Source organism: Streptomyces sp. ADMS (assembly GCF_033441795.1).
Classification (GTDB): Bacteria; Actinomycetota; Actinomycetes; order Streptomycetales; family Streptomycetaceae; genus Streptomyces.
In genome coordinates, this window is sequence record NZ_JAVFVX010000648.1 from 1 (window position 1) to 231 (window position 231).

Sequence of the window (231 nt, forward strand, 5' to 3'; positions counted from 1 at the left end):
GGTTCAGTGCGGGGATCCGGAACCGTCGTGCCCGGGCGTCTGGGGACCGGGCCGCTCGCGGCGGATCAGTTCGGTCTCGCAGACCACTTCGACGAGCTTGTCGTCGTCCACGATGGGCAGCCCGCTGTTCCGATGCCGGTCCAGCAGCCGCACGATGTCCATGAACGGCTCTACCAGCGCGCCTCGACGACGTCACAGGTCATCACTTCACCGACGATGCGGGCCATGCCG

Annotated in this window: 1 protein-coding gene; it reads left to right on the plus strand. The window is 67.5% G+C overall.

The window, feature by feature from the left end:
• Window positions 1-27: 27 nt before the first annotated feature.
• The coding region (locus RB628_RS42335; RefSeq protein WP_318325877.1) for a hypothetical protein at window positions 28-231 on the plus strand (204 nt) is incomplete at its 3' end.